The organism is Komagataeibacter xylinus (genome assembly GCF_031081985.1).
Classification (GTDB): domain Bacteria; phylum Pseudomonadota; class Alphaproteobacteria; order Acetobacterales; family Acetobacteraceae; genus Komagataeibacter; species Komagataeibacter xylinus_E.
Genome location: NZ_JARWSK010000006.1, coordinates 166,387 through 192,189 on the forward strand (window position 1 = coordinate 166,387; position 25,803 = coordinate 192,189).

General features: G+C 64.9%; 31 protein-coding genes. All 31 read right to left on the bottom strand.

All coding sequences use genetic code 11. The annotated features are described in order from the left end of the window. Nucleotides 1-60: 60 nt before the first annotated feature. Nucleotides 61-516, bottom strand: coding sequence for a hypothetical protein (locus QEG70_RS12725; protein ID WP_308721010.1), 456 nt, complete (start codon nt 514-516; stop codon nt 61-63). Continuing rightward, nucleotides 516-1,661, bottom strand: coding sequence for a hypothetical protein (locus QEG70_RS12730; RefSeq protein ID WP_308721011.1), 1,146 nt, complete (start codon nt 1,659-1,661; stop codon nt 516-518). The genes QEG70_RS12725 and QEG70_RS12730 overlap by 1 nt, the downstream gene beginning before the upstream one ends. Before the next feature lie 3 nt (nt 1,662-1,664). Then, entirely contained in the window at nt 1,665-2,261 is a 597-nt protein-coding gene (locus QEG70_RS12735) for a YmfQ family protein (protein WP_308721012.1), read from the bottom strand. After that, nucleotides 2,255-3,382: a baseplate J/gp47 family protein gene (locus tag QEG70_RS12740; protein ID WP_308721013.1), complete on the bottom strand. Its 1,128-nt coding sequence runs from the start codon at nt 3,380-3,382 to the stop codon at nt 2,255-2,257. Before QEG70_RS12740 ends, QEG70_RS12735 begins: the two co-directional genes overlap by 7 nt. Nucleotide 3,383: 1 nt before the next feature. Continuing rightward, nucleotides 3,384-3,884: a phage GP46 family protein gene (locus tag QEG70_RS12745; RefSeq protein WP_308721014.1), complete on the bottom strand. Its 501-nt coding sequence runs from the start codon at nt 3,882-3,884 to the stop codon at nt 3,384-3,386. A 23-nt stretch (nt 3,885-3,907) separates the two neighbouring features. Beyond that, nucleotides 3,908-4,420: a phage baseplate assembly protein domain-containing protein gene (locus QEG70_RS12750; protein WP_308721015.1), complete on the bottom strand. Its 513-nt coding sequence runs from the start codon at nt 4,418-4,420 to the stop codon at nt 3,908-3,910. Next, nucleotides 4,417-5,637: a phage baseplate assembly protein gene (locus QEG70_RS12755; RefSeq protein WP_308721016.1), complete on the bottom strand. Its 1,221-nt coding sequence runs from the start codon at nt 5,635-5,637 to the stop codon at nt 4,417-4,419. Before QEG70_RS12755 ends, QEG70_RS12750 begins: the two co-directional genes overlap by 4 nt. Then, on the bottom strand, nt 5,634-6,932 hold the full coding sequence (locus QEG70_RS12760) for a DNA circularization protein (protein WP_308721017.1): 1,299 nt from the start codon (nt 6,930-6,932) through the stop codon (nt 5,634-5,636). Before QEG70_RS12760 ends, QEG70_RS12755 begins: the two co-directional genes overlap by 4 nt. 1 nt (nt 6,933) lies before the next feature. Continuing rightward, a complete protein-coding gene (locus QEG70_RS12765; RefSeq protein WP_308721018.1) occupies nt 6,934-8,949 on the bottom strand; it encodes a phage tail tip lysozyme in 2,016 nt (671 codons plus the stop codon). Between the two features lie 129 nt (nt 8,950-9,078). After that, nucleotides 9,079-9,756, bottom strand: coding sequence for a phage tail assembly protein (locus QEG70_RS12770; protein WP_308721019.1), 678 nt, complete (start codon nt 9,754-9,756; stop codon nt 9,079-9,081). Further along, entirely contained in the window at nt 9,753-10,136 is a 384-nt protein-coding gene (locus tag QEG70_RS12775) for a phage tail tube protein (protein ID WP_308721020.1), read from the bottom strand. The genes QEG70_RS12770 and QEG70_RS12775 overlap by 4 nt, the downstream gene beginning before the upstream one ends. Before the next feature lie 9 nt (nt 10,137-10,145). Then, a complete protein-coding gene (locus tag QEG70_RS12780) occupies nt 10,146-11,633 on the bottom strand; it encodes a phage tail sheath subtilisin-like domain-containing protein (RefSeq protein ID WP_308721021.1) in 1,488 nt (495 codons plus the stop codon). Continuing rightward, the gene (locus QEG70_RS12785; RefSeq protein WP_308721022.1) at nt 11,630-11,869 is read right to left on the bottom strand and encodes a DUF2635 domain-containing protein; all 240 of its coding nucleotides are present in this window, start codon (nt 11,867-11,869) and stop codon (nt 11,630-11,632) included. The genes QEG70_RS12780 and QEG70_RS12785 overlap by 4 nt, the downstream gene beginning before the upstream one ends. A gap of 17 nt (nt 11,870-11,886) precedes the next feature. Continuing rightward, on the bottom strand, nt 11,887-12,399 hold the full coding sequence (locus QEG70_RS12790) for a hypothetical protein (RefSeq protein ID WP_308721023.1): 513 nt from the start codon (nt 12,397-12,399) through the stop codon (nt 11,887-11,889). Continuing rightward, complete coding sequence (locus QEG70_RS12795; protein ID WP_308721024.1) at nt 12,396-12,740, bottom strand: head-tail joining protein; 345 nt, start codon at nt 12,738-12,740, stop codon at nt 12,396-12,398. The genes QEG70_RS12790 and QEG70_RS12795 overlap by 4 nt, the downstream gene beginning before the upstream one ends. Continuing rightward, nucleotides 12,737-13,021, bottom strand: a complete 285-nt coding sequence (locus QEG70_RS12800; protein WP_308721025.1) for a hypothetical protein — start codon at nt 13,019-13,021, stop codon at nt 12,737-12,739. The genes QEG70_RS12795 and QEG70_RS12800 overlap by 4 nt, the downstream gene beginning before the upstream one ends. 9 nt (nt 13,022-13,030) lie before the next feature. After that, nucleotides 13,031-14,140, bottom strand: a complete 1,110-nt coding sequence (locus tag QEG70_RS12805) for a major capsid protein (protein WP_308721026.1) — start codon at nt 14,138-14,140, stop codon at nt 13,031-13,033. Between the two features lie 17 nt (nt 14,141-14,157). Then, complete coding sequence (locus QEG70_RS12810) at nt 14,158-14,556, bottom strand: head decoration protein (protein WP_308721027.1); 399 nt, start codon at nt 14,554-14,556, stop codon at nt 14,158-14,160. 17 nt (nt 14,557-14,573) lie between these two features. Further along, on the bottom strand, nt 14,574-15,107 hold the full coding sequence (locus tag QEG70_RS12815) for a hypothetical protein (protein WP_308721028.1): 534 nt from the start codon (nt 15,105-15,107) through the stop codon (nt 14,574-14,576). Nucleotides 15,108-15,142: 35 nt separating this feature from the next. After that, complete coding sequence (locus tag QEG70_RS12820) at nt 15,143-15,994, bottom strand: S49 family peptidase (protein ID WP_308721029.1); 852 nt, start codon at nt 15,992-15,994, stop codon at nt 15,143-15,145. Continuing rightward, a complete protein-coding gene (locus QEG70_RS12825; protein ID WP_308721030.1) occupies nt 15,991-17,595 on the bottom strand; it encodes a phage portal protein in 1,605 nt (534 codons plus the stop codon). Before QEG70_RS12825 ends, QEG70_RS12820 begins: the two co-directional genes overlap by 4 nt. 125 nt (nt 17,596-17,720) lie before the next feature. After that, the gene (gene gpW, locus QEG70_RS12830) at nt 17,721-18,020 is read right to left on the bottom strand and encodes a gpW family head-tail joining protein (RefSeq protein WP_308721031.1); all 300 of its coding nucleotides are present in this window, start codon (nt 18,018-18,020) and stop codon (nt 17,721-17,723) included. Nucleotides 18,021-18,054: 34 nt separating this feature from the next. Then, the gene (locus QEG70_RS12835; RefSeq protein ID WP_308721032.1) at nt 18,055-18,825 is read right to left on the bottom strand and encodes a hypothetical protein; all 771 of its coding nucleotides are present in this window, start codon (nt 18,823-18,825) and stop codon (nt 18,055-18,057) included. A gap of 15 nt (nt 18,826-18,840) precedes the next feature. Further along, nucleotides 18,841-20,964, bottom strand: a complete 2,124-nt coding sequence (locus QEG70_RS12840; protein ID WP_308721033.1) for a terminase gpA endonuclease subunit — start codon at nt 20,962-20,964, stop codon at nt 18,841-18,843. A 1-nt stretch (nt 20,965) separates the two neighbouring features. Beyond that, nucleotides 20,966-21,592, bottom strand: coding sequence for a DNA packaging protein (locus QEG70_RS12845; protein WP_308721034.1), 627 nt, complete (start codon nt 21,590-21,592; stop codon nt 20,966-20,968). A gap of 259 nt (nt 21,593-21,851) precedes the next feature. Then, entirely contained in the window at nt 21,852-22,334 is a 483-nt protein-coding gene (locus tag QEG70_RS12850) for a DUF6362 family protein (RefSeq protein WP_308721035.1), read from the bottom strand. Next, the gene (locus tag QEG70_RS12855) at nt 22,331-23,272 is read right to left on the bottom strand and encodes a hypothetical protein (protein WP_308721036.1); all 942 of its coding nucleotides are present in this window, start codon (nt 23,270-23,272) and stop codon (nt 22,331-22,333) included. Before QEG70_RS12855 ends, QEG70_RS12850 begins: the two co-directional genes overlap by 4 nt. A 1-nt stretch (nt 23,273) precedes the next feature. Next, nucleotides 23,274-23,513: a hypothetical protein gene (locus QEG70_RS12860; protein WP_308721037.1), complete on the bottom strand. Its 240-nt coding sequence runs from the start codon at nt 23,511-23,513 to the stop codon at nt 23,274-23,276. A gap of 240 nt (nt 23,514-23,753) precedes the next feature. Then, the gene (locus tag QEG70_RS12865; RefSeq protein ID WP_308721038.1) at nt 23,754-25,286 is read right to left on the bottom strand and encodes a replicative DNA helicase; all 1,533 of its coding nucleotides are present in this window, start codon (nt 25,284-25,286) and stop codon (nt 23,754-23,756) included. After that, nucleotides 25,283-25,528 carry a hypothetical protein gene (locus QEG70_RS12870; RefSeq protein ID WP_308721039.1) on the bottom strand — a complete coding sequence of 82 codons (246 nt, stop codon included), beginning with the start codon at nt 25,526-25,528 and terminating at the stop codon, nt 25,283-25,285. Before QEG70_RS12870 ends, QEG70_RS12865 begins: the two co-directional genes overlap by 4 nt. Then, nucleotides 25,525-25,770 carry a hypothetical protein gene (locus tag QEG70_RS12875; protein WP_308721040.1) on the bottom strand — a complete coding sequence of 82 codons (246 nt, stop codon included), beginning with the start codon at nt 25,768-25,770 and terminating at the stop codon, nt 25,525-25,527. The genes QEG70_RS12870 and QEG70_RS12875 overlap by 4 nt, the downstream gene beginning before the upstream one ends. Nucleotides 25,771-25,803 lie beyond the last annotated feature (33 nt).

Sequence of the window (25,803 nt, forward strand, 5' to 3'; positions counted from 1 at the left end):
TCCAGGCAATAAAAAACCGCCTCAGCGGGCGGTCGGGCAGGCGCGGGTTGTGCGGCCGGGTCAGGTCGTGGTGGTGGTAGTGGCCGTGCTGGCCGTCATCACGTCCGTGGGCTGGGCAGGCAGCGCGGTGCTGGTGGTGTCAGTGCCATTGGCGATGGCCGTGATTTTGGTGACGTATGTCTTCATGTCTGTCGTAAACACTTCACCCATTGCAGCAGCGAGGCTGGCCTGCTGCATGATCCATGCCTGCGCGCTGGCGGCCTGCGTTTTGAGTGGAACCGCAACAGCAGGCGGCGTGTAAGATACGATCGCTCCAGCCTGGACACCCTGACCTGTGGGTAAGCGGGCATCCCACTGCGCTTCTGTCAGTGCAATCATGGCAGAGGCTTCCGGAACATTGGAAATGCTGCTCATGCCCCAGACGTCATACCAGCCGGTGACGGGCGTAGGCTGGGCGGCGGTCGCATCATACGAGGCATAATAGCGGGCAGGGTAGGCTGTTTTTACGTCGGCCATTATGCCAAACCTCTCACATAAGCGATTACTTGACTTGATGCCCCTGACCAAGACGATCCGTTACCGGCGGTAACTGCGAGCGATACCGCTTGTATTTGCGTTTCAGTCGGATAATTGGCCGCAGGCCCCGCTATTCCCACATGCCCATCCACTAAATCTTCATCAATACCTTGGAATTCAGCAGTTGGAACTTCAGAGAATGCTACCGGGAAATTAGTGATGTGGGTCCAACCACTGTCAGGAAATGTTAGTGTCATCCACATTTCCAGATACGGACCCGCGCGCCTCCACCTGGTCCCATCGGGATAAACCCCCTGCGTAACCTCAGCGTACGTTTTTTGATTGCCCGACGCATCGGTTACAATCAGATTACCGCTCGCATCCTCCTGGATGTCCGTGATGCGAACATTCGTTGAGCCAGCCGCCAGAACCGACCCGATATACCGCCCCTCGGCCACTCGCGCGCCCAGCGCGCCCTGCGTGGTGAAATCCACTACGTCGGGCACCAGAACCTTGCCTGACCCGGACTGGTCGAACGTGCCGGTGGACAGCTCGACCGTGCCCTGATTGGCCGTGCCCGGCGTGCCGCCCGTTACTGTCAGGGTCGCGTCAGGCGTGGCATCGCCCGTCGTTGGCGGTCCTGCCGACCAGAAACGGTGCGTGACCGTACCCGCAGCAGTCTTGCTGCCCCAGTCCATGTCGCCGGTGACGTTGCCACCAGCCAGCGGCAGGTAATTGCCCAGCGCCGAGGTGAGGGCCGTGGTGGTGGCCAGCCCCACGGTCGTGCTGCCGTAGGTGAAGGCAGGCGCAGCCAGTGCTGCGGAATAGTAGAGCACCGCCCCCGCCACATCACCCGTAGCCAGCACGCCGGGGGAGCCAACCACGGCGCCGGATGCGGCCTGCTTGGCCAGGGCCTTGATGGCCGCCGAGAGCTGCCCCCAGTTGGCCGGGTCCAGCGTCAGGCCTGCATCGAGGATGGGCTGGATGACCTCGGCCATGAGCATGTTGTAGTGCGCGGCCGGGAAGTCGGTGGCGGGGATGGTGGCTGCCGGGTTGCCATCCGTGGCCCAGCCGGGCGTGCCGGTGGCGGGCATCGTGTCGCGGCTGGCCTCGGTGACCGTGCCGGTGCCGATGATGAGGTCCATCGGTTATCCTTCGCTGTAGTTGAAGATCAGGATGGTGTGGGCGGGTTTGCGCGTGGTCAGTTCGCATTGCAGGACCGTGCTGCCCCAGGTGGCGAAGGGCTCGCCAAAGGCGTTGCCGAAGCGCAGGGGCGTAATGGTGAACTGCGGCGCGTTGACCTGCCATGTGTGCGCCCAGGCATCGCCGCCGAAGGGCGTGCCGAACTTGCGGCCGAAGCGGCTGGGCGCGAACTCGGTGATGGTGATGTCGAAGCCAAGCGTCTTGGCGAACGCGATGAAGTAGGCGACGGACGCCCCGCCATTATCGGTCAGCCGGGCCACCACCTGCGCGCGGCGCAGTTCCACCGTGGGGCTCTCGCCCGCGCAGGGATCGGGCAGGCCGAGGGTGGTCTCCCATTCCGGCAGCAGGTTGGCCGTAGTCGATGGGAAGGCATCGGCGATCAGCTCACCGGCCGACTGCCCGCTGCGCTGGAAGGTGGGCGCCCACACGCCTGCGATCTGGTAGGGCATGCCATCGGGGTCACGCGACCAGATGCGCCCGCGTGGCAGCAGGTTGAGCAGGGCCGTGCGGAAATCCGACGTGGCAAAAATGGGCGCTACCATGCCACACCATCCGCGCCGCTGACCGTGCCCAGCACGGGCATGCTGCCCTGGTTGGCGCCAACCACGGGATCGGTCGGGGATTTGACCTCGAAGCTGTCCAGCCCGATGGCGGCGATGGCCTCCTGCCAGTCATTGGGGTTGATGGTGCCGCCGGGGGCGGATTTGCGCCGGAACATGTCGGCCAGCGCCGCCTTGATGGCGGTATGGTTGGCCGTGGTATCGCCCGTGCCGAGATCGGTGATGACGAAGTCCACCGGCTGGGCGATGGGCGCGCAGACAATGACCAGCGCGGTGACGGGCCGCTCGGCCTGAATTGCGTTGGCCACGGTCAGCTGGTCGCCCGTTGCCGTGGTGTAGCGGGGATCACCTGCCGCCGTGCCATCGGTGCCGACGGGGAAACCGCCCGTGGCGGCGTTGGCCTCATCGAGCATGATGTAGACCACCACCGTGCCCGCACCGAAGCCGTTGCCCACGCACCACGCACGGGTGACGCCGGTCACGGCCTCGGCCCAGTCCACGTAATCCGCCTGCTTGCCGTCCTCCCCCTGCGCCTGGAACGCCTCCATCACACGGGTGCGGAAATCATCCTCATCCTCGATGTCGGCCCCGCTGACCGTCACCCCCGTGACCGTGCCGCTGGTCTGGATGCCGGGCACCGGGCTGGACAGGGTGGCGATGGTGCCTAGCGTGACGTTGCCAGCACTACCGGTGCTGCTGGCAGTCCAGCTGACCACGCTCTCGCCATCGGCCGTGACACTCTCGGCCGAGGCCGTGGCCAGCACGCCGCCCTGCAGCGCGAACTGCGTGCCTGCGGGGATGGTGCTGGTGCCGGTGGCCGGGAAGGTGGCCGTGCCGGTCGCGGCCGTGGCCCCCTTGCGGTACACGCCCTTGAGCGCGCCCCATGCGGCCAGATATTCATCCGTGGCCGTCCACGGCACGGATTGCAGGGAAACCCAGTCGATATAGCCGTAATGCAGCCACGCCAGCCCGGCCAGCACCATGGCCAGCACATACAGCACGGAAAACCGCAGCACGGCCACGACACCGGGGATGCCACCGCTGACGACATCCTGCAGGGCCTGCTGGCGCAGCTGCGACAGGGTGGGGCGTGGATAGGCCATATCAGGTCAGGCCCTCCCAGGCCCATGAGAAGGTGAATGTCTGGGGCGTGCTGTTGCCCGGCTGGGTGAGGGTGACGGAGAACTCGGCCATGGTGGGGATGGTGGCGCTCCACCACGCGCTGACCGCGATCGAGCGCACCACGCCATCATCGACCAGCCACTGCAGGGCCTCGGTGCAGATGCTCTCGATCTCGCGCGGGATGGCCCGCGTGCCGACCTTCACCGCGCGCCGGAGCTGCCACAGCCGCGAGCCGATGGGCAGGTCGGCAAAGGCATCGCCCCACCAGCCGCGCCGGTCGGCCGCAGCCGTGCCCGGTGCGCCGTTGGGCGACTGGATGCCTGCTGCCGTGTCAGCCGAGGATGGCTGTTCGGGGGCCACGCGATCAGTGAACAGCGAGACCATCACGGCCGAGCGCAGCGGGTTGTCGAGTGCGAGGTCACCGGACACGATGGGCCAGTCGCCGCGAGCTTCGCGGACGTTCCAGGTGATTGCGATATCCATGGAGAAAGCCTGTATTAAGGGGCCTAGCTGGCCTCGGGCGCACCCGACTTGCCGCTGCCCGGCGTGACGCCGCTATGCGGGTGGGTGGAAAGCTTGATGCCCTGTGCCACGACTTCATTGCCGGTGATGGTGCCGGTGGCGGTCAGGTCGCCGGTCAGTGCCGTTTTGCCGTTGGCGGGAACGATGGCGATGGAGCCATCCGCCTTGAGCCAGATCCGGCTGCCGGTGCTGGGGTGGTAGAGGCAGACCTCGCCGGGCTGCAGGTCTTTTGGCCTGCCGCGCTGATCACCTGTGGCGACGACAACCCCGCGCGTGCGGTCGCCGCCCAGAAAGACGACAACCACATCCGACCCCGGGACGGGCCTGCTGGCCAGCCCGTATTCCTGAACCATGGGCAGGTCGGAGCGTAGCTCGCCAGCTGCCAGTGCGGCCTGCAGCGTGGGCGTATTGACCTGTTCGTTCGTGTCGGCCGTCTGGCGGCCGATACCCACCGCCATCATCACGCGGCGGGCCGTGCGGACAAAGGCAGAGGTCATTGGGGGGCTTCCTGTTCCGGGGCCTGATCGTCTTCCGCGACCGACCCGTCCACGTCGCTCTGGGCGCTGGTCAGGGCCTGAATGAAAGCATCCGCCAGCACCGGGTTGAGCAGGGGCTCGGGCGAATAGGCGGCAGGTGGCATGAGGATTACGTCCGCATGCGTGCCGTCATCGGCTGTCTGGCGCAGGGTCAGTTCCCCGATCAGCATGTCCTGCTGCGTGCCGTCGGCTGCAGTGACGGGCGCCAGCGTGTTGGGGAGCCAGAGTTGCCCGGCCTGGTCGCGCCAGCTGTCGCAGGTGAGCGAGACGGGATAGGCGCGGCCGATGCGGCGGTTGACCTCCCACTGCACGCGCTGGCGGGTAACGGCATAATCCTGATCGCCGTTCTCGACCGGAATGAACATGTTACGGGTGCGCGGCACGCCCGGATCGGTTGCATCCACGCCAACCGTGAGCACGCCCATCTGGCTGTCGAGGGCGTCCTCGTTCGGGTCGGTGAACAGCGACACCGTGCCCTGGCAGACAGCCGTGATCTTGGAATAGCGGCCGCCAAGACTGCGCACGGTCTGCAGGTGTTCGATGTTCTGTCCCAGCACGAAGCCACTGGCGGCGCGTGTCGTGCCGACATTGGCCATGCAGATGTTGCCATCGGGACGGTCGTAAAACACGACGGCAGCCAGCCGCGACACCCGCTCGATCACCTCATAGGCCGTTTCTGTCAGGATGACGGAGAAGGCGAGGATATCGGTATTGCCCGCGCCGTTGACGGAAACCACGTCAATATTAACCCGGCTGGCTACAGCCTGGGCGATGGCCAGCGCGTTGGTGCTGTTCATCTGGAACGTACTGAACTCGGCCGCGCATTCGACCAGGTCCACGCTTTTGGAGGCAATCTGCACCTCGATCATGTGGTCCTCGGGGCCAATGTCCTCCACGACCGTGATGACGTAGCCGGTGAACACGAGCACGCTGCCGATATAGACCTGACACGTATCACCGGGGTTGAGGCTCGAGGCCCCCACGGCCGAGGCGCGGGAAGCCGTCATGCCAAGGGACGCGGTCCACGGCATGATTTCGATGCCCATCCGCAGCACGGCAGAGGTCCAGTTGGTAATCTGGCGCGCGGTCTTGCCGGATTTGACGACGACCGAGACCTCATCGGACGGGGTGTTGTTCCACCCCAGAAAGTCTGACACGGCTGATAATGCACCGCTCATGATGACAGGGCCTCGAAACTGGTGGGCATGAAAGCCGGATGGATGGGGTTGGCGCGCCGGATCAGGTCGGGTGCGCGGGAGCCGTTGGCATAGACCTGCTGGGCCAGCACCAGCGCGGGCAAGGGCGCGTTGCGGGTGATGGTGACCAGATCGGGCAGGCGGGTTGCGCGGTCGGCCAGATCCTGCAGCACCTGGGCGCGCAGGTTGCGCAGGGCCTGAAAGGTGGCGTCATCGCCTGCGTCCGCCGCGATCACCGCTTCATCATCGAGCATGGCGCCGATGCGTGCGCGCATGGCCTGCGCCTCATCCGCCGTGGCGGGCTGCCAGTCGGCCAGGGCGTAGGCCAGCGAGAGCAGGGCGGCCTGCCTGCACAGCGTTGCAGTGGCGGTCTGTGCCGTTGCAATCGCGCCGCCGATCGGTGCGCCCGAGGCCACGACCGAGGGGCTGTAGGTGGCCAGCGGCATGAGCACCGCAATCTGCGCCGCCGGATCGGCTATGGCCGAACGGATGGATTCAGGGACGGCCATGATGCCTGTCGCCAGCGTGTCGGCATCGGTGGCCTCATCGAGGGCCGATACGTTTCCACTCACGACCTGGCTGCTGGCGGTCATCCCTGCAAGGATGGTGTCCACCGTGGCGCTGCCATTCACCACGGCCCCGCTGCCGCTGGCATACCGCCCGTTATTGCCGGGCAGCGCCGCCATGGCGCCAGCGAAGGCGCGGGGCGAGCGGATGGCGCGATTGGCCCCGTTGCCCCAGTCCGATGCCACATCGCGCCCGGCATGCAGCACGGTTGCGCCGTAGCTGTAGGGGGTAAGGGTGGTGGAAGCGTAGTCGGATGAAATGGCGTTGCCGAAGGTGAGGGCCGCAACGCCTACGGCCGCATGCAGGGCCAGCATGATGGTGGAAGAGAGGTAGGAACTGACCTCGACCAGTTCCATCTCGACATCCACCACCCCCATGACGCCATCGCGTTCGTACCATTCGAAGCGCAGGAGGGCCGCCTGAATGACGCCGATGGTGGGGTGTACCAGCAGCCCGGGGCCGTTTGTCTCGGCGGCCTTGACCAGCAGGTCGCGCTGCGCGAGGCATTCCGGGCCGATCAGGAAGGCGCGAATGCGGTAGCTGCGGGGCGCACGCCCCAGGTCCTCGGCCCAGACCTTGTCACGGAACGGGTATCGATGGACCTGAAAATTGCGCCCGTTACTGCCGCCGCTGCCCACGACCACGAACGGGATGCCACGGAACGACCCCTGCAGGTATTCTTCTGCAAGGGTTGCGAGCGCGCTGATCATGTCAGTTTCCTACAGGGGTCAGATCGGTTGGCATGGCCTGCTGGACCGGGATGCCTCCCGATGTGCGGTTGACGGTTTGGATGCCGCGTGAGGCGTGCTTGACGCGCGCTTTTGTGCCGGGAGCGGCCTCGAGGTGCACCGTCAGTTCCTGCTTGAACGGAGCGAGGGCCTGTGCCGCCGAGCCGGACGGGACGGAGAGATCGGGGCCTGATGCAAACTGTCCAGCCAGCTGGTTCGCCAGCTGCCCCCGACGACGCATTTCACCCAGCCTGTCTGCCGGGCGTTCCACGTAGCCCGACACGACGGCAGCGGATGCTGCCGGGCTTCGCATCTGCCTGAGCAGATCACCACCCCGGTGCTCGGTCGTGTTCAGCTCATAATCGAAGAATTTAAGCTGCTCATCCAGAGTAGACTGCCGTATGTCATGCCCGAACTGACGTCGGAACATGGCCTGCCGGTCCTCATGCCACTGCCCAATGCCATAGGCGTGCCCACCGTCACCTTTAATATGCGGGTCCATGCCGCTTTCCTGGTAAAGGTTGGCGACGATCCCGGCGGCGTTGGCGCCACTCCACCCGCGTGAACGGAAAAAGGCGTAGGCGTTTTTGGTATCTTCCTGATTGGCGATCTTCTGCTGCTGGGCATAGGTCCGGCCAACCATGCCGCCAGTGAGCCGGGAGGCCGCATCATCCAGATAGGACGCGCCGGGGATATACCGGTCGGGCATGGAGCGCAGGTTATTGTCAGGATCCGTCGCCCGGATGGTGCTGTAGGCCGCATAGCCTACCGCCAGCGGTAGTGCCGCCCGGGACAGGAGGCCACCGCCAGCGCCTGCAGATGCTTCCATTGTCTGCGCGGCACGGGATGCGGCACCTGCCTCGATCGCAGATTTTCGCATGCGCCCGAAGGCAGTTGCCACGCCAATTATGGCGGTTGCCAGGCTGAGCATGCCTGCCAGCACAGGCGCCGCATATATTGCGCCGATAGCAATGAGGGCATCCCGACCGGCTGATTTCCAGCTACCGAGCCGGTCCACCACGTCTGTGATGCTATGATAGACGCCAAGGATATCGCTCCGGATCTGCTTCCATCCACCAGCACGTAGCCAAGTAATGAACTGCCGCACGTAACCGGCAATATCCTGCGCGATCCATTTGCGATTGGCCGCGATCCAGTCCGCCATCTGCTCCACGACCGGGCGGATGGCAGGCTCGAGGGCTTCGGCGAGGCTGTTGCCGAATCCTTCCACAGCCAGCCCGAGACGCTGCTGCGCCTGGCGCAGGCGGTTGGCTGCGTCCACGCCTTTCTGGTTCATCACGCCGTAGCGTTCCGCCAGTTTCAGGTTGCGCGCGAACTCGCGGCCGGTCTGCTGGAAGATCGGCATCAGGCCCTGTGCCGCGCCGCCGAACAGGGTTGTGGCGGCAACGGCCTGCGCGGCCGGATCACGGATGGCACGCAGGCGGGCCGCGACACGTGCAAAGAGCTGATCCGGACTGAGCTTTTGCAGTTCGCCGAGTGATACGCCGATTGCGCGGAACTGGGCGGCAGCGGCAGGGTCCTGATTGTGCGTTGCGCCCCACCGCATCTGCGAGAGCTGCTGCATCGCGCCGGTCATGGACTCTGCCGAGCCACCCGCCAGCTTCGCTGCGTTCTGCATGGCCTGCAGCCGTTGTGGGGCCATGCCCATGGTGCGCGACGTCGTGCGCAGGTCGGTGCCGACCTGTGCCCAGGCGCTGGCAAGGCGGTAGACGCCCGCCAGGCTGGCAGCTCCCGTGAGGGTGCCCAGCACCGGCACGATCTGCCCGAGGGAACGGAAGGCTCCCAGCGCTGACCGGCTCACGCCCACAATGCCGTTATTGAGCCGGGATAGGCCCGAAAGGCTGGCAAACCGGTCCAGTGCCGCGCGCGCCCGTCGCACGGGGGCCTGCATCTGGGCAATGCGGTTGTTGATCCGCTCGATTGTCTGGGTTGCGCGGTCCTGTGCGCTGATGACAACCTTAACGCCTGCGTTGGGCACGTTCGGCCTCCCGTCTGTCTTTTGCCGCGATTTCGTTGGCGGTTTCGATCTCGGCAATCATGGCCGTGCCGGTCAGGCTTTCCACGTCATGGCGGGACCAGCCGGAGAAAAAGCGGCACAGATCAGCGCCTAGACGGTCCCATCTGTCGGGCCAGAATAAAAAAAACCGGTCAGGTAATCCGCGCCCTGCGCGAATTTGCTGATCGGCATTTTCAGGACGGCCGCCTTGGGCCATTCGCTGACCGCCTCGAGCATGGCGATCTCGGCCTCGAGGAAGGCTGCAGGCGTGCCCTTGGCTTCCGCAGCTTTCATGATCCGGCGTTCCCGCACCGTGGGCTCGCGCAGTTCCATGTCGGAGAAGGTGCGGCCGGTAGCCTCGATCGGGTCCTCGAAAATTAAAGTCAGGGACGGTGAGGTATCCGGCAGTTCATCGGGCTTGCGGCGGTTGCGTTCCTCGAAGTCTGTCAGGAACTCCACCGCGCGGTCGAGCACCGTGGAAGGCAGCTCGATGACCGCGATTTCCGGCATGCCCGAGATGCGGGCTACGAGCCCGATCTGGGAATTGTAGACCGATTCCGGTGTCATCTGCCGCCCCATGGCCTGCGCCGCGCACAGGGTCTGGTACACGTTGGGTTCGTGCAGGCTCAGTTCCGTGAAGGTTCCGGCTTTTTTGACCGTTAGCGGCGGGTCGAGATCGATGACGAGGACTTTCTCCCCGTCATCTTCCCCGTCCGGTTCGGTGCTTGCCGGGGTTATTGCGGCCAGGACCTCTTCATCGGTCGGCTGCCTGTGGTGGGGATGGGTCACGAGACGGTGTCCTCGGTTACGGTTTCGCTGTCGACGTGGAACTCGAAGGTGCCTTCCTGCGTGTTCACGGCGATGCGCTCGGTGTGCCAGGCATCGTTGGCGGTGATGACCTTGCCGTTGGCGTTGACCAGCACGACGGTCAGGCCCGATGCGCCCTGCAGGGAACTGACGGCAAAGTCCCGCCGGTCACGCAGGGTGGCCTGGATGAAGCCTTCACCGGGCATGGTGGTGAAGCCTTCGACCGCAGTCTGGCCTTTGGCGGTTTCATTGACATCGCCCGAGGCCTGCCACTGGGCTTCGCCCACGACGTTGAAGGGGATGCCGTTGATGGTGAGGGTCGCGAGGCCGCCAAGCGGCCCGCGATAGACGGTTCCGGACATGGCGGCTCCTTACGATTTGACGAACTGGCAGTTGCCAGCAATGGTCCAGAGCTGGTTGGCGAAGTCATAGGGCATGAGCAGGAAGACCTGCCCGCCACCCTGATTCTGCGCCTGCAGGTTGGCGGCGAAGGTATCGGCGTTCTGTGCCCAGAACTGCGTGCATTGCCAGCGGTAGCGGGCAGCACAGGCCTTGCCGATCAGCTGGGCCGTGGTCGCTTTCGCGCCTGCGGGGATCTTCGTGCCATCGGCCACGAGGATGAAGCCGCCGAACATCGAGGCGAGGAAGATACGCATGTCCTGCAGACAGATCATGGCGGTCATCAGCGTCTCGATGTCGAGGTAGCTGTTATCGGGCACGCCCTCGGCGTTTTCCTGATAGGTGGTGAGCAGGCGCTCGATGTTGACCGTGCCGCTATCGTCCACCGTAAACGTGCTCATGCCATCCCACAGCAGGCTGTTGCGCTGGGGGAGGGTGAAGCGCCCGGCATCGGTGGGCGGCATGACGGTCAGGGCAACACCCGTGACCGGCAGGGCCGGGTTGATGCGGATGCTCGCCGCCACCTGCGCGCCGATCTGCGCCGCCCAGACCATGGGGCTGGAGGGGCTGTCCGAGATCGGCATGATGGTGGTGTGCGGGTCGTTCTGGGTCAGACCGAACGCCGTGGCCTCGCCATAGGTGCCCCGGTAGGCGGTGATGCCGTGGCCGTAGAGCTGCTCCATCGGTGCCCAGCGGCCATCGGTATTGTTGAACACGTTCTTGAACGCGGTCAGGCTGGCCGTGTCGGTGTAGGGATGGATGAACAGGTCGTAGACACGGTCACCCAGCCCGGCCAGTGCCGTGGCCAGCGTGGTGGGGTTCTGCGTGCCGCCCGCCATCTGGCCCAGCGTTACAGCAACACCCGTGGGCAGGGACTGCCCGCCAGCGGTGCCCAGCAGGTTGACGCCCAGCAGGATGTCATTGCCACACAGGCCCTTGTTCAGCGCCGTGATGTCGATCTGGCCTGCAGTGGTGGCATCGACCGCCAGCGTGACCGGCAGCCCGGTGACCGCCTGGGCAGCCGTTACCACGTTCTCGGCAATGGTGGCCGCCGTGTCGCCTGCCGTGACCAGGGTGGGGATAAGCTGGTCGCCCACATACAGGCATAGCGTGCCGGACGCGGATGCGGGGCCGGTGATCGTGACCGTGCCCTTGGCTGCTGCGGATGCAGCGTCATCGGCCAGCGGCAGCACCCAGACCTCGCCCAGCGGGTCGATGGCAAAATACTGCGCGACCATGATCGCGGCCTGCGAGCCTACGCCATACAGGCCCTCGGCATCCGTGACACCAGCGGACAGGCGCGCCGTGCCCGCAAGGGCAGCACCCGTGGTGGTCTGGGCGACGATCAGGACGCGGCGGCCGTAGGAGGCGGTATTCGCCTTGGAATTGTCCAGGGCAAAATAAAAGCCGGGCACCCGGTTGTTGGTCGGGTAGCCCGGCACCGTGATGGAGCCGCTCATGCGTGGGCCTCGGCAGGTTCAGGGGAGGCGGTTGCGCCGCCACTGGCGGGCGCAGGCGAGGGGGCCGGGATGGCCTGTGCTGCGGATGCGGCGGGCGGCGCGGCCCGGACCACATCGCCATTGCGCAGGAGCAGGAGCCAGAAGCCGTTTTCGGGCACGGTCTCGCCGCTTGCTTTAAGCAGCCGCATGGTGCCGGGCCACCGCACTGCGCGGCCCGGGGCGGGTTTTACAAACATGGGGCAGAGCCTCGGTTTTAGGTGGTGGGGACCTGCATACCGGCGAAATCCGTGTTGCCGTTCGCGGTCATGGTGCCGGTAATTTCAGCCAGTGGCGTGCCCGGCGGCGGGTAGGTCTCGATGTATTCGAGACCGAAATGCATGTTTACCTCGCCTGTATGCTCGGCGGTCTTGCTGTTGATCTCGACTTCGGTGTCGATTTCCGTGACCTGCGTGATCATGGCCTGCAGGCCGACATCGAGCATCAGGGCCAGCTCGATCTGTTCCGCAAAGGCCTCGACTTCCGCCTCGGCATTCTCGGGCGAGGTGTGGCAGAGGCGGGCATGCACATAGAGGTGCGACACGCGCGTGAACTGCGGCTGGGCGCGCCCCGCGCTGACCGCGTTGTCACGCGGGCAGGCCACGATGATGGCGGGCAGCATGGCGGGCGTCATGGGCAGGCTGCGGTCGATAAAAACGTTTTTGGCAATATTGGCCGCTGCCAGCGCCGCTGCGGCGGCCTGCTTCAGTTCCACGCGATACAGGGTCATGAACTGCTGCTCACCAGGTTGAGGTCAAGGCGGGCGCCGCCGTGACTGTCGGGCTGGACCTCGCGGATGCTGTAGGTCATGCCGTTTATGATGAAGGTGTCGCCCTGGACGGGCGGCACGGGGAAATCCGACAGCCGGACGCCAAGGCGCGGCAGGCTGGTCGTGATGTCCGTGGGGGTCAGGCCGGGCATGGCGCCCATGGGATCGAGGCCTTCGTAACCATCATCGAAGATGCCGGTGATGGTTACGGGTTCGGCCAGCGACTGGGACTGCCACGGGTATGGCGCGCCGAACGTGTCGAGACACGGCCCCAGGACAAGCTGGCCGAAGTCTATGCTCACGCGGCCGGCTTTTCTTTCTCGAGCGGCGGGGCAGGCGGCATGGATGCCGCGACCTGTTCGGGAGGCGGTTCATCAGGACCGTTGGGCTTGATGGTGGCGACATGTGCTGCCGCCGCCGTGCCCGGATAGACGGCAAAGCCACGGTTGACGAGCATCGCCGCTTCCTGCGCGGGAACGGTGATGGTTGCGCCAGCGGGTGAGGGACGCCGCCCCGGCTGGGTATAGACCGGGCGGCGCAGGACGATTTCCCGCGTGGTTGCGGGCGTTGTCTTGTCAGTCATTGTCTACCTTCAGATTCCGGGGCCGGGCACATCGGCACCGGCGGCCATGACGGTTGCGCTCAGCACTGCGTTCGCCCGCGACGGAATGACCAGCGGGGCGGACTGCATGAGCAGGTTGACCTGCGCCGGGTTCTTCTCGATCCACATCTTGGGGGCGTAAGGCATCGGCATGTAGCTGAACTCGGGGTCAGCGATCAGGCCGAAGACCTGCGTGCCATCCAGCTGGGGCGATGTCATGAGGACGGTGCCATCAGGGATCATGGGCTGTTCGATGCCGGTGGCCTGATCGACAAACCAGTCATTGAACAGCCAGAGACGGTACTGCCCCCAGTGCCCCTTGAACACGCCGCCGGTCTCGATCTGGCCGCCAAGCTGGATCTCGGCCCCGCCTGCGCGGGGATCCCACAGCACCGAATTGAGCACGCCGACATCCGACTTGAAGGCGTTCCAGGGGCTGGTCGTGAAAATCAGGTCACGCGGCGTGGCCCCGCTTTTCTGCATGAAGGCGGAAGCCCATGCATCGATCGAAGCCGACGGCGAAACACCCGTCTGCCCCCACTGCGCGGCACCCGACAGCGCGAAGGTGAGCGCGCTATCGCGCCCGAAATCGACCTCGACGGCGGGAAAGCCTTCGCCTTCGACTATGTAGGAACCGCTGACCAGCGCCTGGGCGGCCATCCATTCCATGCGCCGCTTGATCATGTCGACCTGGTCGGCGATCTCATAGGCGAGATTGAACTCCAGCCGTTCGGCAGGTGTCATGCCGCCCATGAGGCGCTCGCCATACTGACGGCGCACGGGACGCAGCAGGTCGGGGTTACGCAGATCCTTGATATAGGCCGGGGTGAACATGTTGGTGGTGATGCGCCGCCCCTCGACAGGCTTTGCCTCGGCCGTGGGTGCGGTGAAGGGAGACATGCGGCGCACACCGATATCGATGTCCAGCGCGACCTTTTCGGTCTCGCTGACCACGATGTTCGGGAAGAAATTGTCGAGCAGGAAGGTGTCGGCCACCATCAGGTTCTCGACCGTGCCGATCAGCTGCGCGGTGTCGTAAGCCGACAGCATGGCAGCAAGGGATGCCTGCGCCCCGGCCTCGGCGGAAGAAGTTCCGGACATGTTGGGTTATCCTGATTTTACGAGGTGGGGGGAGCGCCGGAGATCGACGTCTTGAGATAGATCGCGTACGGGCGCATGGCCTCGGTCAGCGTGGCCACTGTCCAGCTGGCGTCATAGGTCATGTAGTTCGTGTTGAACTCGCCCATGACGTAGGCATCGCCCGGCGCGGTAGCGCCTGCCGCCGTAGTGACATCCTCGACCAGGATGGCGCACGGAACCTCGGAGCCGTCCGTCGCGGTGGCGACAGACAGGATATATTCTCCCGTCGCCGTCACCTTGCCCAGCACGGCACCCCGGAGCAGGGTCTGGCTGGCGCCGATCGTGATCGGCTGGGTCACGATCTTGCAGTTACCGGCAACGAGCTGGTCGGGGACGAAGGTCACCGACTGCATGCCCGGCATGAAACCGTAGGTCATTCAGGTGTTCCTTATGCTCAGCGCTTGCGGTTCCGCCGCGCGTTGGCGATGGCAGCGAGACGGGCGCCGGGCTGCTGGGCGGCGTCATGACCACCGGCGGGCAGCGGGGGCGCTCCGGGCTCGCGGCCCATGCGCTCGCGCATGCCTTCACGTGCTGGCTGCTGGGCAGCGGGTGGCTTTACCGCGCCCATGGTGGAGAGAAGGCGGACGGCCGCGCTGCGGGGCAGGCTGGTGCCGAATGCGATCTCGGCGGCAGCGGCGGGATTGCGGGCGGCGAAGCTGCTGCCAAAAATGGCGGCGCAGCGGCCACGCTCGCGGGCGCGGGCGGCGGCCTTTTCCTCATCGCCTTCGTCTGCAGCGTCCGTGGTGTCATCACCATCGGTGTCGGGATCGCCGCCGTCGTCGGCTTTCTTGCCCTTTTTCTTGCCGTTTTCGTCGGTCTCATCATCATCGCCACCGTTATCGGGTGGCGTGGTCTGGTCATCATCCTCGGCGGCGTTGCCGTTGAGGAATGCGAAACGGCTTACGCCTGCGCGTAGCGTATTGCTCATGCTCGTATTGTCCCTGTCAGGAGAGGTGTGGGCCGTCAGCCCAGCGAGGCGATCACGTCCATCATCGCGTTGTCTGCGGACATGACGGCATCGGCCAGACCGGCGGCGACGCCGTGCTGGCCGAGAAAGGTTGCGGCCTGGGTGGCACGCACGGCATCGGGGGAGAGGCCGCGATTGCGTGCCACGGTGGCCACGAACAGCTCGCCCATCTCATCGATATCCGCCTGGAAGCGGGCAGCGGCTTCGCTGCTCATTGGCGTGGTGGGGTAGCTGTCCGTTTTCTGGTCACCGAACTGGAAGGTGGTGACCTTGATGCCCTCCTGGTCGAGCATGCCGGTGATGTCCACATGCATGCCGACCACGCCGATCGAGCCGACGCCGCCCGTGCGGGGCACGATGATGCGGTCTGCGGCCGAGGCGATGGCGTAGGCAGCGGAGTAGGCGGCTTCATCCACGATGGCCACGATCGGCTTGTTGCCGCGTGCGGCATAGATGCGGTCTGCCGTGTCGAAGCAACCGGCCACCGTGCCGCCGGGGCTATCGATGTGCAGGACGATGGCCTTTACATCGGCATTGCCCATGGCCTCGCGCAGGGCGGCATCGATGTCGCCATAGAGCGTGACCCAGTCCCACCAGGGCGAGCCGCCGCAGCCGGGCATCAGGACGCCGGAGACGCGGATGATCCCCACCCCCGCCACGATGTCCGACAGCTGGGTGACCGGACGGGCATCCGCATCATCCTGCCAGAACCCGGCGGAGAGCGTGCGGCCAAACAGGCCGATGTCATCCGCGCCCTGGGCGAGCAGCTGGCGGATGACGGCCACACGCTCGCCCGACAGGGCCAGCGGTCGGCCCAGCAGGTTCTGGGTGAGTGTGAGGTGCCTCATTCGGCCTCCGGCTTGCGTTCGGTGTTTTCTGTGGTTTCCGTGCCGGTCCATTCCGGCAGCGGGATGCCCAGCTCGCGGAATGTCTCGATCTCGAGGGCACGCTGGTGGACGTTTTCCTCCCAGTCGGCGCCTTCGTTTTCGGCACATTCCTTTTCGAGCGTGGACAGGCCGCCATCCATGGCGAGGATGGAGCCCTGCTTTTCCGACACGGGATCGATCCAGCCGCGACCCGGCCCCATCCACTGGCAGCGGGCATAGGCGCCACGGGCATCGATGTATTCGGGCGCGCCACGGGGAAGCGGCAGGTCATCGACCTCCATTGCTTCCTCCATCCATGCGATGCGGATGGGATCGGCCCAGCCGATGGCGAACTCCTCGCGCCGCCGCTTGAGCGTCTTCCAAGCCTCCAGCAGGGCGCCACGGGCGGAGCTGTAATTGACCTTTGACCAGTCATTGGAGACCTGCATGGGGGCAAGGCCCATGCCGCTGGCCACGTTGTTCAGCACGGCGGCCTGAAAATCGGCATAGTTGCTGTTGGGCCGTGCCGCCGTGACCGCGTTGATCTTCTCGCCCGGGTAGAGCATCGGGATCCGTGCGCCCTGGAGCGAGAGGTCGCGCCCCGCGTTCCACGCCAGCTGACCGGCCCAGCGGTCGCCATTGAAGCCGCCGCCCGTTGGGGAATCCAGCGCTTCCGCCGTCATCTGGTGGTCATAGGGACTTTCGATGTAGGCGGCGAAAATTGCGTTGACGATCGCGCTGTCCAGTTCGGTGCTGTCATATTTGGTCAGCATCTTGAGGCGCTGGACAACCGGGGCGAGCATGCCTGCGCCGCCACGGTGCTGGTCGGCACGATGGTGCTCGAACATGTGGACCACCTGGGGTCGGCCCCACGAGCTTTCGCGCTCGATGCGCTCCCACTCGACCGACTTCGCGGCGTTGTACCAGTCGCCCTGATGGGCGCGGCGGATGTGGTAGGCGATCGGTGCCTCGGCATAGTCCAGTTCCACGCCGCCGCGCATGCGGCTCATGTCCATGAACATCTGCGGGTTGGAGAGGCGGTCAGGATCGATGACCTGCACGGTGGTGGCATACTGCGCCCGGCCACGGGCCACGCGCTCGGGCATCCACGGCAGGGTGGTCAGGGCATCGCCATCCACCAGCAGGTGCCTGAACGACAGGTTGGCCTGCTGGCCGAAGGTCAGCATGCGCTGGCTGTCGTTATACCGGCCGGGATTGTTCGCCCAGGTGCGCCAGCGTGCATCCATCGCGCGCCCGAACTCCCGCGCCCATTTGGCATCAAACGCCGGGTTGCCGGTCATGTGCGCCAGCGCCCGGTAATCGGGCTTGGATATGGGGTGGAAATTGACCCCGATGGCGTTATCGAGCGTGCGGGTTACGGCACCCGCTGCCCAGCCATCATTGCGGACCAGGTCGCGCACGCGGCTGACGATCCGGTCCCGCCACGGGTTCAGTTCCGTATCGGCCGACCAGAGCGGGGGCACCCATGCGCGGGTATGCTGCCCCCACATGTCCGCCGCATCATAGGGCACGCCATAGGGGGCATTGAGAGCCGCCGGACGGCCTGGGCCGCTTTTCGGCATATGCTGACCCGGCGCTGCTTTGGGGACTGCAGGTGCGGCAGGCCGTGCTGTCTCGCGTGGTCTTGCCGGGACAGACGGGGGCCGCTGGCTGGACATGGCGGCGAAGGCGTCTGTCAGCTTTGTCATCAGAATATCGGCCTCAATGCGCGGCGCCGGACGCCAGGGACGCCCAGCTGCTGCTGGAGCTGCATGATGAACTGGGTGAGGTTGGGCAGGCTGGCCTGCGTGTAGGAGACTGACCGCGAGCCATCGCCCTGCGTGTAGCTGACCGACACGACCTTGCCGCCGGTCTGGAGCTGGACCAGGGCGGCCTGTGCCGAGGCGAGGGCTGCCTGTAGCTGCGCCGTGGTCATGCCCGCCAGCGTGGACGTGTTCCGGTTATACTGGATGGGGGGCACACCCCACGGGTTGAAGCGGTTCATCATGGCGAGGTCTCCTTGGGGCAGAAGGAGACGGGGATCAGGACATCTCCCGTTTGACTTCCGCGTTGATGGCGTTGGTCACGGTGCGCTCCATGCGGGCGGAGACCGTGTTCTCGACGATTTCGTTGACGGGCAGGCGCGCCCGATAGGTCGGGCGCTTGGGCACGAACCACAGGATCGGCACGATCTTCCCGGGTCCGGCGACCTTGAAGATGCCGGTGGCGCGGCGGTTGCTGCCCGAGCCTTTTGCATGGCCCACGAAGTATTCGGAGCGCTGGCCACGCGCATTCTTGTTCTGCCGCGCAAGCCGTCGGGCCGTGCGGTCGGTCAGGTTGGCGGATGCATCGAGCATGAGCCCGAGCCGCGAGATGATGCGGATCAGTTCGCCGCGCTGGATATTGCCGTAGGCATCGAGCGGGGCACCGGGACCGGGCACCCAGAACTGGCCGCCGGAGATGGCGGACAGGGCTTTTTCCGATCGCTTCATGTCGCGCGGGCCGCCCCATATCTGCGGGCCGAGATACCGGATTGCCGGATTACCCTTGGGCGCGAAGTCGATGGTGCCGACCCATGCCGACAGGTCGGAAGGGGTCGCTTTCTTGACGTAGAAGCCACCCAGGGTGAAGCGGCTGGGGTTGTCGAACACCTCTTTCATCCGGTCGACGATCTGCCACCGCGCGCCGTTGGCCAGCTTGTTCATGGCATTGGCGGTCGCTGAGCGGATGCCGCCTTCCGACAGTCTGGCCAGCTGTTTCTGCACATCCGCCGCATCGACCGATATGCCCATCTTGAGGAAGTCGGGGGGCATATCGGTCTCCTTGGGTCAGAAACTGCCAGATCCGAACTGCTGGGCGAGGTGCTTCATGCGTTCGGCCATGGTCTCGGCCGGTCTGGCGGGCGGCGTGGTTTCCGGCAGCGTGGGCCTGACGGCTTCCGTTACCGCCTGCAGGCTGTCGACCAGCCGGTCGATAGAGGTGGGCACATCCACGACCAGGACATTGCCGTCGTGAGGGGTCGCCCACGATGGCGGTGCGGCCCAGTCGATCCGGCGCAGGCCGTGCAGGTTGGCCATGACGTTGGTCATGACCATCAGGTCCAGCGCTTCATTCCGGGTGCTGGATGTCGGCTTGACCCATCGGCCATTGGCCTCCCGCTGCTCGGCCACAAGCTGGTCGAAGAACGGGTGCGGCGGCTCCGGTGCCCGCAGGGCAGCCGGGAAATGGACGTAAAGCGGGCCAGCTTCGGCCTGCTGGAGCTGGAGCGCCACGATATCCTTGGCCGTGTTCGGGTTGAAGATGCCCAGGGGCACATCACCCCGAGCAGCAGCAAACCGGTCCTTGCGCTGCGTCTCGGGGTAGGTGACGACAAGCGAGGCGGCATTGATGCCGCTGGCCCCCTTGAGGGGCAGGAGGGTCCATGCGTCGCGCCCGTCCTTCTTGCCCAGGTAACGGACATCGCCACGCTTGCGCGCGCGCCGCCATGCTTCATAGGCCTGCAGGGTCACGCCGTCCTGGCCGCCACTGTCGTACCCCGTGGCCAAAATCTTCATGCCCCGTGTCGGGGTATCCGCCAGCGGATACACATGGGTGCGCAGCCGATGGAGCAGGGCGTCCCAGTCATCGGGGCTGGTGGACGGGTCGGCTGGCATCTTGAAATGGTCGATGACCCAGCTTTCACCGCCGACGCCCCAGCCGCGCACGAAGCCCTCGAAATGGCGGGCCTGTATGTCGACCGCTGCGGTCATGAAGCGGACACCCGAGGGAACGGTGCCCATGGTCAGGGTCGCTTCCGCGCGGTCAGCGATGACAGTGGCGTCGATACTGCCGACCGCCTTGGGTGGCTCGAAGGGCAGGCCCCAGCGTTTGACTGTCACGTCCTTGAGTTTCTGGACGGCTTCTTCCTCGCCATTCTCGACTGCCCGGCGCGCCTTCTCCATTTCATAGGCGAGGGAGCCGATGCCGCCGATCACGAAGGGAGACATGGCGCCGGTGATCCAGAACCCCGCGATCTCCTTGGCGACCAGTTCTCCGGTTATGTCACCATCTTCGCTGATGGTCTGACCCATGCCGACCCAGACGCCATCACGGTTCATGGCGCGCCGCCATTTGTCCTCGATCAGGGTGCCGCAGCAGGGGCAGACAAGCCGTGCGGTTTCCTTGATCTCATCAAGCGGGGCATCTGCTGGCCAGTCCAGCGTCATGACACGCTGGCCCATCGGGTTGGGCGAGGAATAGGCGTTACAGTTCGGGCAGGGCCAGTACCAGATGTGCCGGTCACTGTCCCGATAGAGGGACATGACCCCGTTCGTCCATTTATCCGGACTGGCGCCAGCTGCCATGTCTGGATGGCTTTCGGCCAGCACCATGGATTCATACATGAATGACTGCCGACGATAGCTGGCCAGTTCATATGTATTGCCGCCGCAGGCATCCAGTTCGGTAATGATGACGCGTGGTGCGGATTTCTGGATAAGATTATTGTAACTGGCCGCCAGAAACTGCACCCACATGCCGGTGAATTTCTTGAAGTGCATGGAGTTGTCGCGTGGCAACTTCCCCTGCTTGTCTTTCAGACGCTTGTGGCTGTCGATCAGCGGATTGATTTCTGCCTTTACATATTCCTCAATCATCGCATCGGTTGCGCTGTAGACCAGCATATCCGCCGGGTCTGCATCGATGGACTGGCACATCCAGTTCTGGCCGATTGCGGTCTTGCCGCTTCGTGCCGGGCCGACAACGGCGGTGGTCAGATGATTACGGCTGCTGAGCGCCCGCATTGGCCCGACCAGATAAGGAGCCTCATCATGGTTCCATCGCCCGACGTAACCGCCGCCACGATTATCCAGGTAGCGGTGAAGTGCGGCATAATCGGCAACATCTATCTGCTCTGGCGGCAGGAAAGCCTTGATGGCATTCGAGATGACCGCGCGCGGATCAGCAAACCTCACCTTAGACAAGGGCGTCGGGCTGGAGACCGTCATCTTCCGTCTCACCTATCTTCATGTCATCCAGCACCTTCTGGACAGCTGTGCGCTGCATGTCCGCCAGCTTGCTCTCAGCCTGCCGGATCATGACATCCGGCCATGACTGCTCGCGGCCCAGCTGGCGGATGAATACATTGATGTCCCGACCGAGGCGCCCGAATACAGACGTGAACAGGTCCTGCACTTCCTCGGCATTGACCAGCTTTCCAGCGCGCTCGGCCTGTTTCATCTGCAGGTCCTGCAGGCGCGCCAGGTCAAGCTGTTCCTTGATGGGGATGCGCGGGCCTGATGGCTGCGCGACAGGTTCAGGCCATAACGTGAGCTGGAGCTTCATCAGCTCCGCGTCCCGATCTGCCTCTTTGGCGGCTTCTTCTTCCCGCCGGGCCGTGAGGAAGGCCAGAACCTCATCAAGATGAAAGGTCCAGCTCACGCCGTTGCGGCCGCGCTCGACCACGGGAAATTCTGGCCAGCGATCTAGCCAGCTGGTCAGGGTCGGCAGCGATATCCGCAGCCGGTTGGCCAGTTCGCGTTTGTTGACGGTCGGACGAATGGCGGTGGCCTGACCATCCTGCGCTGCCTCATTGTCTGACAACAACACCAATGGAAACACCAAGCCTTTGTAAAATTTATGAAAGTCAGAGACCTGACAGGGTGCGAACAGCTCGTGGCGCCTGACCCTCCCAGGAGGGACCCACAGGATTTCCCACCATGGCGGGGGAGGGGAGGAAGGTCTGGCATCGGCGTCAGATCGGGTTACATGACCGCCTCCATCACCATCCTCGCACACGCTATCCCGCAACGAAAAACGGCGTGAACCCCGAAGGATGCACGCCGCCTCAACATAACAACCGCTATGCGGCAAAATGGGGAATTTGGGAAGTGAAAAATGCAGGCTGTGCGATTTTTCTGGCGATGTCCGCTACGGCCAGCTGGTGCCATGACTTGGCCGTGTGATGGTCAATGTGCAGATGATTGGCGATCTTCCGCCATGTCCAGCGGTATCGATGCGAGATCGGATGCACGACCAGGCGCAGGCAGACCACCTTGCGCCAGTTCAGCCGGTCATCGCCGATCAGGCCGATCCATGACAGGGCTTCATCCATGCGCGTGATCGCGGCCGAGCCGGGGCGGGGTGGTCGCATGTCCTCGGCCGGGCAGGCGTTGATCCAGTCGAGGTCGGCATCCTCCAGCATCTCGGGCCATGCTACGCGCACGCCGCCGGGTTTCAGGCCATGCGCGGGGAGTGCCGCCAGCGTGCATCCGGCCTCAAACAGCCGCTGGCCAACCACATCGGCCACGGCCAGACCCTCGGGGATGGTGAGGGAAGGCCTCATGCCGCTGCCCGCGCACTGGCAATGAAGTCCTCGCGGCGCGGCTGGGGCGCGTCGCTGCCATTGGCTGCAGCCAGCACCCACTGGCGGTGTGCTTCCACGTAGGCTGCTTCCGCCGCGAACTCAGCTTCCGTGGTGCAGACCAAGGCAGGGATGTCGCGGGTCTTGATCGCCTGCTCGATGGCAGCGTTGAAGTAGCCCATGTGTTTGATCGCGAGGCCTTTCTGGCGCTGGCGGTCGGTCACCTTGGCCACCACGTCCATCACCAGCCGCTCAGTCTCGGCAGCGTTCAGCCCCTCGGCCAGCGCATCGGCCACCCACTGGCGCACCTGCCCCCAGTTGCCGCGATCACGCGCCGGATCGAAACCGGCTGCCTCCCATGCCTTGCGCCCCAAAACCCTGAACACCGCATCAACGTCCTGTGCCGCAGGCTTAGCTTTAAGATTATTACTAACCTCTAAGCTAAGCTTAGGATCGTGGGTTTCGCGTTGGGTTTCGGTGGCCATGTCTTTTCCTCCTGCAATGCCCATGATGGCGGTGCGCTGGCGCGGATCGTGCTGCGGTTTCGGGTTGGCTTTCGTTGGCGGCCGTCCGCCCTTTTTCCCATTCTCACGCGCCGCCAGCGCCTTGCGTGATGGCATGAGCGCGCCGGGCAGCCCGATGGTGCCGCTGGCGGCATCGTGGGTTACCAGCTGGGTTTCGGCGTAGGTTTCCAGATGGGTTACCAGTTGGGTTACATCCATGCGCAACCCGACCTCGGCAATCTCGGCCAGCGTGGGCGCGCCGCCCTTGCCGGGCACCAGCACGCCGTCGGTGCCGTATTCGATGATGTAGGAGATGAGCTGCACCCATATCCCGATGGCGGCATGGCCCAGCGCGCGCAGGCGGATGTTGTGCGTCGCCATCTGGAGCATTTTCTGTTCGGTTGTCACGCGGGCCATGTCAGTAAGCTTTCAGGCGGTAGCCATTCCGGAAGGGCTCCAGAATGTCGAGCTGCACCAGCTGCTCGATTGCGGTGCCGACTTCGGCGGCATCAGCCGCCACAAGCCGGGTGAACTGTTCTTTGTCGGGTGCCGTGCGCACGGGCGCGCGCAGTTCCGGCATGAGATCGGCCGCGTCGGTCAGCTCCAGCCACATGGCGCGGGCCGAGAGGCCAAGCAGCCGCCAGCGGCGGTCTGTCATCAGAACGCGGGCATGTTTTCCGGGGCGTTGACGCGGCGATTTCATTGCAAGGTCATCCTTTCCATCGGCCCCATTGGACGAGGACTGACAGCAGCCCGTATCCCCATAGGAAACCGAACATCATCATGAGCGCGGCAGGCCTTCTGCCCGTCACCTCACATCCGGCAAGACCGCAGACCGTGCCCAGCAGGGCGGCGCGGCCGCAGTCGGCAATCGATGCCAGTACGCGATACCGCATCATCAGAACTCCGGCGCCGTAATGGTCCAGGCCGGACCGTTTTCACTCTCATCCACATCGCGGAACCATGTGGTCTCATCCTGGAACTGGAGTGCGCAGCCGCCGGTGGCGCCATGCCGGTTCTTGGCAATGAACACGCTGGCCTTGCCCCTGCTGTCGCGCGTGCGCTGGATCAGGCTGGCGCAGCGGGCGCTGTAGGCCTCATCCGTCTCGCGGTCATTGCGTGGGATGTTGCCGTCGCCCAACTGCTTGTTCAGGTAATAATGGTCGCGGTGCAGGAACAGAACGGTGGCCGCATCCTGCTCCAGCGAGCCACTGTCGCGCAGGTCGGTCAGTTCCGGCCGCTTGTCCTCGCGCTTGGCGCTCTCGCGTGAGAGCTGCGCCAGGGCGAGCACCGGGATCTCCAGCTCACCGGCAAGGTTTTTCAGGTCCTTGCTGATTTCCGTCATCTTGTGCGTGAGGTTGAACGAGCGTGAATCGGTCGAGGCACTAAGCAGCCCGACATAATCAACCACGATCAGGTTCAGCCCCTGTTTCGAGCGCTTCATGGCGCGGGCCTGCGTGCGCAGCTCCGCCACCGTGATGCCCGAGCGGTGATCGATGCGCAGCGGCAGGCTGGCGGCAGCGTGCTCGCCTTCCTCCAGCTCGCGCCACTGGTAGTCGGCCAGCGGCTCGCGCTGCGTGGTGTCGGCATGGGGCGGAATGTCGTACCGCCGGCCGGTAAAGACCGACAGTGTGGAAAGACCGGCCCATGCGGCACCGGCACGCGCGCCCAGCTGGGCCGCGCGCATCTCGCCCGACCAGAACAGCACCGAATTGCCCGCCGCTGCCGAACGCACGGCAATGCCGAGCCCCAGCGCCGTCTTGCCCATGGCAGGCCGCGCGCCAAGCAGCGTCAGGTCACCGGCATGCAGGCCACCGGTCATGCGGTCGAGCGCCTTGTAACCCCACGTAATGCCCGCAAGCCCATCACCACGCTCGGCCGCAGCGCGCGCGTTGAGGATGGCCTGGCCAATGGCATCGCCAATCTGCACCGTGGGCTGGATCTCCACGCTGCCGGACGCGATGCGGGTGATGCGACTTTCCAGCATCTCCATCAGGGCGCTGTCGGGCCGGTCGCCGGGCATGCAGCACAGGTCAGCCGTCTCGGCACATACATCAAACAGGTTGCGCCGGAACCACGCGCTGCGGATGGCGTGGGCATAATCGGCGGCGTTGGTAATGCCCACCATGCTGCCCAGCAGCGTGGCGAACACCTTGGCCGCTGTCATGTCGATGGGCAGCAGCGGGTCATTTTCAAACCGGGGGCGCAGCGTAATCGGATCGGCCACGTTGCCCGCCCAGATCAGCGTGCGCATGGCCGCAAAGATCGCGCCATGCAGCGGCACATAGAAATGCTCGGGCTGGAGGATTTCCTCCACGCGCCCGAACGCCTTGTTATTGGTCAGGATCGCGCCCAGCAGCGCCTGCTCGGCAGGGACATTGGTGGGGCGCTCGCGCATGGCGGAGCCAAACAGGGGAGCAGGGCCGTTCATGGCTGCTCATCCGTCCGGGCAGGAACAGGGTCGATTGGCTGGTACATGGTGACCGTGACCGGGCGAAAGCCCAGTGCCAATGGCACCGACTTTCCCAGCCCCTTGTGTCCATTCACCGCATTGGCCAGCGTATGCATGTTCAGGCCGGTTCTGGTGGCCAGTTTCTGCACGCCACCTGCCTCGCGCACCCGCGTGTTCAGCACGGTGTACATCTCGGTCGCCGTCAGCATGGGGCCGCTCATGACGAACGCCTCCCGCTACGGAAAGAATACGTCACGCGCGCCCGGCCCAGATAGGTGCGGCCAGAGGACGTGATGGACACACTGACCTGATTGCTCACCCCCAGCACCTGCATGCGCGAGCGCACAGCGCGGGCCGAGACGCCCATCTTTCGCGCCATGGTGGAAACCGAAACACCCATGCCCGCCATCTGGCGCAGCATGGGGTCGAGCCTTTCCCAGTCAATCGATATGGCTGGCATCATCTTCTCCTGGCACAGGCCGGGCGCAGGCAGCGC

Excerpts from the sequence above, each read along its gene's own strand:
- QEG70_RS12725 (WP_308721010.1), bottom strand. The coding sequence starts at position 516 with ATGGCCGACGTAAAAACAGCCTACCCTGCCCGCTATTATGCCTCGTAT.
- QEG70_RS12730 (WP_308721011.1), bottom strand. The coding sequence starts at position 1,661 with ATGGACCTCATCATCGGCACCGGCACGGTCACCGAGGCCAGCCGCGAC.
- QEG70_RS12735 (WP_308721012.1), bottom strand. The coding sequence starts at position 2,261 with ATGGTAGCGCCCATTTTTGCCACGTCGGATTTCCGCACGGCCCTGCTC.
- QEG70_RS12740 (WP_308721013.1), bottom strand. The coding sequence starts at position 3,382 with ATGGCCTATCCACGCCCCACCCTGTCGCAGCTGCGCCAGCAGGCCCTG.
- QEG70_RS12745 (WP_308721014.1), bottom strand. The coding sequence starts at position 3,884 with ATGGATATCGCAATCACCTGGAACGTCCGCGAAGCTCGCGGCGACTGG.
- QEG70_RS12750 (WP_308721015.1), bottom strand. The coding sequence starts at position 4,420 with ATGACCTCTGCCTTTGTCCGCACGGCCCGCCGCGTGATGATGGCGGTG.
- QEG70_RS12755 (WP_308721016.1), bottom strand. The coding sequence starts at position 5,637 with ATGAGCGGTGCATTATCAGCCGTGTCAGACTTTCTGGGGTGGAACAAC.
- QEG70_RS12760 (WP_308721017.1), bottom strand. The coding sequence starts at position 6,932 with ATGATCAGCGCGCTCGCAACCCTTGCAGAAGAATACCTGCAGGGGTCG.
- QEG70_RS12775 (WP_308721020.1), bottom strand. The coding sequence starts at position 10,136 with ATGTCCGGAACCGTCTATCGCGGGCCGCTTGGCGGCCTCGCGACCCTC.
- QEG70_RS12780 (WP_308721021.1), bottom strand. The coding sequence starts at position 11,633 with ATGAGCGGCTCCATCACGGTGCCGGGCTACCCGACCAACAACCGGGTG.
- QEG70_RS12785 (WP_308721022.1), bottom strand. The coding sequence starts at position 11,869 with ATGTTTGTAAAACCCGCCCCGGGCCGCGCAGTGCGGTGGCCCGGCACC.
- QEG70_RS12790 (WP_308721023.1), bottom strand. The coding sequence starts at position 12,399 with ATGACCCTGTATCGCGTGGAACTGAAGCAGGCCGCCGCAGCGGCGCTG.
- QEG70_RS12800 (WP_308721025.1), bottom strand. The coding sequence starts at position 13,021 with ATGACTGACAAGACAACGCCCGCAACCACGCGGGAAATCGTCCTGCGC.
- QEG70_RS12805 (WP_308721026.1), bottom strand. The coding sequence starts at position 14,140 with ATGTCCGGAACTTCTTCCGCCGAGGCCGGGGCGCAGGCATCCCTTGCT.
- QEG70_RS12810 (WP_308721027.1), bottom strand. The coding sequence starts at position 14,556 with ATGACCTACGGTTTCATGCCGGGCATGCAGTCGGTGACCTTCGTCCCC.
- QEG70_RS12815 (WP_308721028.1), bottom strand. The coding sequence starts at position 15,107 with ATGAGCAATACGCTACGCGCAGGCGTAAGCCGTTTCGCATTCCTCAAC.
- QEG70_RS12820 (WP_308721029.1), bottom strand. The coding sequence starts at position 15,994 with ATGAGGCACCTCACACTCACCCAGAACCTGCTGGGCCGACCGCTGGCC.
- QEG70_RS12825 (WP_308721030.1), bottom strand. The coding sequence starts at position 17,595 with ATGCCGAAAAGCGGCCCAGGCCGTCCGGCGGCTCTCAATGCCCCCTAT.
- gpW (WP_308721031.1), bottom strand. The coding sequence starts at position 18,020 with ATGATGAACCGCTTCAACCCGTGGGGTGTGCCCCCCATCCAGTATAAC.
- QEG70_RS12835 (WP_308721032.1), bottom strand. The coding sequence starts at position 18,825 with ATGCCCCCCGACTTCCTCAAGATGGGCATATCGGTCGATGCGGCGGAT.
- QEG70_RS12850 (WP_308721035.1), bottom strand. The coding sequence starts at position 22,334 with ATGAGGCCTTCCCTCACCATCCCCGAGGGTCTGGCCGTGGCCGATGTG.
- QEG70_RS12855 (WP_308721036.1), bottom strand. The coding sequence starts at position 23,272 with ATGGCCCGCGTGACAACCGAACAGAAAATGCTCCAGATGGCGACGCAC.
- QEG70_RS12860 (WP_308721037.1), bottom strand. The coding sequence starts at position 23,513 with ATGACAGACCGCCGCTGGCGGCTGCTTGGCCTCTCGGCCCGCGCCATG.
- QEG70_RS12865 (WP_308721038.1), bottom strand. The coding sequence starts at position 25,286 with ATGAACGGCCCTGCTCCCCTGTTTGGCTCCGCCATGCGCGAGCGCCCC.
- QEG70_RS12870 (WP_308721039.1), bottom strand. The coding sequence starts at position 25,528 with ATGAGCGGCCCCATGCTGACGGCGACCGAGATGTACACCGTGCTGAAC.
- QEG70_RS12875 (WP_308721040.1), bottom strand. The coding sequence starts at position 25,770 with ATGATGCCAGCCATATCGATTGACTGGGAAAGGCTCGACCCCATGCTG.